Below are 5,336 nucleotides of genomic sequence, written 5' to 3' on the forward strand. Positions count from 1 at the left end.
CCCTATAAATATCTATCCTGTCTACACACCCCTACGATTTTTACTATTAATATGTTCCCACAGAGTATTTTCCAAATAGAAAAATGACTTTTAAGATTTATTTTAAAATCCTAAAAGCCATTGATTTCAACAGTTTTATAACCTCTTATTCTATTTTCTTGACATCAATACTACACTCTCCACGTGGCTTGAGAGGATAGAATGAATGTCATTTGAGTGTGTCCGTTCTCGGGAACATATCCACTGCGTTTTTGGGGCTATCGGTAGACGGGAACATATCAATACACCTCATGGATTATTATTTTAGAATGGATTTTAAGTAATCTAATAAATCTGATTTAGTTAGAGGCTCTGCATGACTTAAAATACAATACTTACAGTCGAAACTTTCTATCAAATTTGTTAATGACATTAATTTTTCTTTATCCATATACCCATCATCGTAGAAATCCTCGCTTGTTGAATCTCCCAAGAACAATATTTTTTCCTCAGGAATATAGATAAGCACCGTATCTTCCGAATGGGGTGAAACCGTATGAAAAATCATTGCGGTTATTCCACCGAGATTAAGGGTAAGCTCTTTTTCAAATTGGATATCCGATAGAACGGCAATAATTCTTTTATTATCTACATATTCTCTAGCTAGGCACTCATCATCATTTATCAAAAATTTTATATATGCGCTGTCAGATAGTTTGGCTCTTTCCTGTTTCAAAAACTCGTTGGTTTTATGGTGTGCAATGGACAATCCGTGAATTTTATGCATTCCAAAGGTATGGTCCCAGTGCCAATGAGTGATGACAGTAAAATCTGGCTTCTTTAGGTCCTCGATTTCTAGGGATTTATAAAATTCATCAACATGGTCTGCTGAATTTCCTGCATCAATGGCAAGTGCAATTTTATCTCCATTTAAGTATGCCAACATAGGCCTATCAGTTTCTGGTTGATGTGGATAATAAAAGACCCTGCTAGTTATCTTTTTCAGTTCCATTTGCCATCCCACCTTTCTGGTAATAAATCTTTCAGCAACACTTCTTCCATTTCAGGTAATACAATTTGGGTCTCTATATTTTGATTATCTATCTGTGCAATAAACTCTCTGCACCTTCCACATGGTGGAAGTATACTCCCATCTTCAAATACAGCGATAATCCTTTTGATTGCAGTTTCATTGTTCTTTACCATTTCAGCAATAGCTGACTGTTCAGCGCATAAGCCAATAGAACAGGGCAAGTCAATGCATATTCCTGTAAAGATGTTACCGCTATTTGTCTCCAACGCGCACGCAACATGCCCTGAAGTTCCAAAGTTCCGTAACTTTTTATGATTAATTATACTGAAAGCAATTTGATATAATTCTTGTTTATTCATTTTCTTCTCCAATATTATTTAGCTTAATAATACGTTATTCTTTTTTCAAAACACTAAGTTATTCAGTTCACCATCAAGAACTTTTATAGTTTCATTTCTTTCCTTATCCTCTTGATTGTCATATAAAAGTTGTTCAATAAACTCCCATATATCTTCTAGTTTACGTCTAATATGATAGAATAACAAAGCATCCGTATTGATTAAAAAATCTTTGTGTAATTTCAGGTATATGTTCATAAATACATCATAATATGGCTTATCAACAAAAAACATGAGATCAGCTTTTACTGGAGCCAATTTCAAGCCTTCCCAGTCAATTAGAACTAACTGCTCATCCCGTTGCATCAAGTTCCAATTATGAATATCTGTATGGCATAGGGCCATTTTAGGATTACTTCGTCTTAGAATCTCCGACAGTCCTTCAACTCTGTCAATAGATTGTTCAAGGGGTTTTATGTGTGCCCCAAGCAAGCATTTTAAGTCCATGGGAAGACTGGCGCATTCTTTACGCAATACTTGTTTTAGCTGTTTCAGAAATGGCAAGCTAAAATCTTCCCTAATTAGTTGCACATATACCTACTATATCAATAAATTTTGAGTTATCATTGACTATATTAGTTGCTATTATCAGAATAGTCGTCGATAACTATATTTTCGTGCAAATATGCAAATAAGTAAAATGATAGTTATGTTATATCATAATAATTGAAAATAATAGAATGCATTTTTCAATGTAATAAGATTAAGCGTTCTCTTAAAGTTAGAGAACGCTTAATTATTTTTAATTTATTGAAATAATTTGTAACTATTGAAAACAGACAAAAATTGTTCATTGGATAATTTATCAAGATCAGTAACATTCGCATGCTTCAGCGCCTGTCTTAATTGATTTTTAGTAAAAAGAACATGATATTCCCTGTTTACCCATTTATAAACGAAAAATCTATACTTTTTGTAGTCCTTCTTTAAAATAAATGGTTTATGCCTTTCAAGTACAATCAATACAGAATCTACATTAGGCTTAGGGTGAAAATATGCTCGTGGCACTTTTTTAAGAATTTTTATATCCATTTCCACCATTAACAGCAAACCTAAAGCTCGTTGGGTATTTTGCAACCTTTTAGCAAATCCCCTCTCTACAATAAGGTAGCTATATTTCGCTTGACTATCAAAAGCAATCTTTTTTACAATATCAGTACTAATATTGTAGGGAATACTACCAAATATTTTATAGTCTGTATTTTTAGGAAAGCTAAACTTCAAAATATCCTCATGAATAACTTTTATATTCTGAAAAGGTTCAACTGCTTTTTTCGTGGCATGACATAAACCTTCATCAATCTCTATAGCATTCACCCGTTGACTCATTTCCACAAGTTCCTTGGTAAAATGTCCTTTTCCTGACCCAATTTCTATTATTTTATCTTGTTTATTGATATTCGTATATTTTAATATTTCCTTTACATGCTTTTTAGATGTAATGAAATTTTGCGTATTTTTCGGGTTTTTCTGTTTCATTATAACCTTCTCCTTGCCGGTTATAATGAACTAATCTTAAGAGCTCATTATAACCAATTATTTTTGGTTTGGTTGATAATGAAATCTCTCAATAACAAATATAGAAAACATACCCATACCTTTACCTCCTTTAATTTTTTTCATTATAAATGAGATAAAGTAATATCTACTACTGCAATACATGTACACATATTTAACTCCTCCTTATGCAACTGATTATATCACTTTTAATTTCTCTATTCAATAAAGTTCTGTGCTAATCTACCTCACCCTATGGATTTTTAATCCCGAAACATCAAATGTCATCTGTCAAATGCCCTATTTAAAAGGGTCAAAAAACGGTATTTTTTAGCCTGTTTTTGACCCAATTTTCGTACTCAAACCACTACATGTTGTGGTTGACTCCTATTATTCCTTGTCCAAACCACAATACGTCATCAGAATTGCTGCTTCAACGTGGCTTGAGTGGTCAGTATGGATAAATTTTGAAAATTTTCAAAAGCCTCGTATGTGGGAATATATTTATAAAACAAATTCTCTTTCCCTCACATATTATATCATGATTACACAAAGCAAAAACAGCTCCTGATGTGGAGCTGTCTCTTCCCTATATATTTAAATGACATAGAAGCTTTACTGGTTATTTTAATTTGAATCATTAACAAATTAGCTGGTCATCTTTAAATAAAAATCTTCTAATGTCTCTTCTTTTCTAAAAATTTCATAGACTTTTATGCCATTATTAACTAATAGACTAACAACCTCTGAACTGTCTTCTATATTTTCTTTAACTCGAATCTTGCCATTTTGAATATCAATTTTGGAGATTTCCTGTTCCTTTAATATTGCTACAGTTCTATCAATATCTGAAGTGCAGATTTCTATATAATTAAAATCTCTGTTATGCAAATCATCCAAACTTAATTTATCTATCACTTGACCGTCATTAATAATCGCTATTTTATTTACCAAGTTTTCCAACTCTGGAAGCACATGACTAGAAATAATAATAGTCACTCCATTTTCTTTATTTAGGCTTTTCAATAAGTCTCTTATTTCTACTATACCTTTAGGATCTATCCCATTAATAGGTTCATCTAAAATTAGAAGTTCTGGTTTCCCCAAAAGACATACAGACAAAGCTAATCTCTGCTTCATACCAACTGAATAGTTTTTAACTACCTTACCATCATCGTAGCTTAATCCAACTAATTCTAAAGATTTCTTTATAGTATTCTCATTAGTAATGCCTTTTTGAATGGCAAAATATCTCAAATTATCTCTAGCTGTCAAATTACCAAACAAGGTTGGATTTTCCAAAATTGCTCCAATTTTCTTTCTTCCTTCTGAAAGATTCTTTCCTCCAAACAATTCATAATCACCTTGAGTTTTCTCGGTAATTCCACAGAGAATTTTCATCAGTGTTGATTTTCCAGCACCATTTTTACCAATTATACCATAGATATCTCCTCTATTCACTGTTAGCGAACAGTTATTTAAAGCGTATTTGTCATTATATTTTTTTGAAAGATTATCTGTTTTAACTATAGCATCCATAATCCACCTCAATTGATTTCTTTTCTACTAAATCTTACATATCCACTCATTAGATAAATTACAAAGACAAAAACAAAACTAATACCAGCTGTCTTCATAAAGCTATTTCCAATTTGCTCTGTAGCCAATCCTAAATCTAATAGCTTGAATGGTTGTATAAGAAGAAGGTTATTAAATACATCGTAGATTTTTCCTTCAGTCATATACATTCCTATTTGAAAAACTGATGGAATTATAACAAAGGAAGTTGCAATGCCTAGAGCAACATTGTTCAATAAATAAGTTAATCCCATGACACCATTGTTTACATTTATCATCAATATTATCATTCTAATCAAGAAAAAGACAAATCCGATATATGATCCTCCAGTGTAATCAGATCCCACTAGATTTTTTAATAAACTGAATAATAAAATCAACCCTCCCATTATTACTATAGAAAAAAGAGTAAAAATTTGTAAAGTAATAAGGTCGCATACAAATATGTGCTTTCTACTAAGCCCCATTGATAGTAGCTCTACTTTTATATCTTTTTTCTTAAAAATAGTCACGCTGAAAAAAATTGAAATTATAATACTAACAATCTTTAAAAATGTTTCCATAGATTCGAAATATTCTCCCGAATTAGAGTCTATGGATGAATAAATCATACTTCCTAGTAATATCAATGTAATAGCAAAGATAAATTTAAGATAATTTCTTGTATGAAAAATTCTAAAGATCTCAGCTTTAATATATTTCATGATCTTTTCACCTCTCATTGATAAATTCAAATCTATTTAGTTTACCTTCTAATTTTATTTTATTGGGCGTATTTTGATTAAATATCTCATCATAATTTTTTAAACCAAGTTCGCCTTCAACAATAGAGAAATTCAATATATTATCTC

The 5,336-nt window shown here is 31.3% G+C and carries 7 protein-coding genes; all 7 read right to left on the bottom strand.

Annotated elements, in window-relative coordinates; all coding sequences use genetic code 11:
* Nucleotides 1-298: 298 nt before the first annotated feature.
* The 7 genes from PEPTYR26121_RS08990 to PEPTYR26121_RS09020 all read right to left on the bottom strand — a co-directional run bounded on the left by PEPTYR26121_RS08990 (nt 299) and on the right by PEPTYR26121_RS09020 (nt 5,189).
* Nucleotides 299-991, bottom strand: coding sequence for an MBL fold metallo-hydrolase (locus PEPTYR26121_RS08990; RefSeq protein ID WP_019124342.1), 693 nt, complete (start codon nt 989-991; stop codon nt 299-301).
* Nucleotides 982-1,371 carry a cytidine deaminase family protein gene (locus PEPTYR26121_RS08995; RefSeq protein ID WP_001041171.1) on the bottom strand — a complete coding sequence of 130 codons (390 nt, stop codon included), beginning with the start codon at nt 1,369-1,371 and terminating at the stop codon, nt 982-984. Before PEPTYR26121_RS08995 ends, PEPTYR26121_RS08990 begins: the two co-directional genes overlap by 10 nt.
* Before the next feature lie 45 nt (nt 1,372-1,416).
* Nucleotides 1,417-1,941: a phosphotransferase gene (locus PEPTYR26121_RS09000; RefSeq protein WP_001176020.1), complete on the bottom strand. Its 525-nt coding sequence runs from the start codon at nt 1,939-1,941 to the stop codon at nt 1,417-1,419.
* Between the two features lie 216 nt (nt 1,942-2,157).
* Entirely contained in the window at nt 2,158-2,889 is a 732-nt protein-coding gene (erm(A), locus tag PEPTYR26121_RS09005) for a 23S rRNA (adenine(2058)-N(6))-methyltransferase Erm(A) (protein WP_111889837.1), read from the bottom strand.
* 57 nt (nt 2,890-2,946) lie between these two features.
* Complete coding sequence (locus PEPTYR26121_RS09295; protein ID WP_017771940.1) at nt 2,947-3,072, bottom strand: erythromycin resistance leader peptide; 126 nt, start codon at nt 3,070-3,072, stop codon at nt 2,947-2,949.
* Between the two features lie 483 nt (nt 3,073-3,555).
* Entirely contained in the window at nt 3,556-4,446 is an 891-nt protein-coding gene (locus tag PEPTYR26121_RS09015; protein ID WP_180501092.1) for an ABC transporter ATP-binding protein, read from the bottom strand.
* A gap of 8 nt (nt 4,447-4,454) precedes the next feature.
* Nucleotides 4,455-5,189: a hypothetical protein gene (locus PEPTYR26121_RS09020; RefSeq protein ID WP_180501094.1), complete on the bottom strand. Its 735-nt coding sequence runs from the start codon at nt 5,187-5,189 to the stop codon at nt 4,455-4,457.
* Nucleotides 5,190-5,336 lie beyond the last annotated feature (147 nt).

The sequence above is a fragment of the Aedoeadaptatus nemausensis genome (assembly GCF_903819165.1).
Taxonomy (GTDB): Bacteria; Bacillota; Clostridia; order Tissierellales; family Peptoniphilaceae; genus Aedoeadaptatus; species Aedoeadaptatus nemausensis.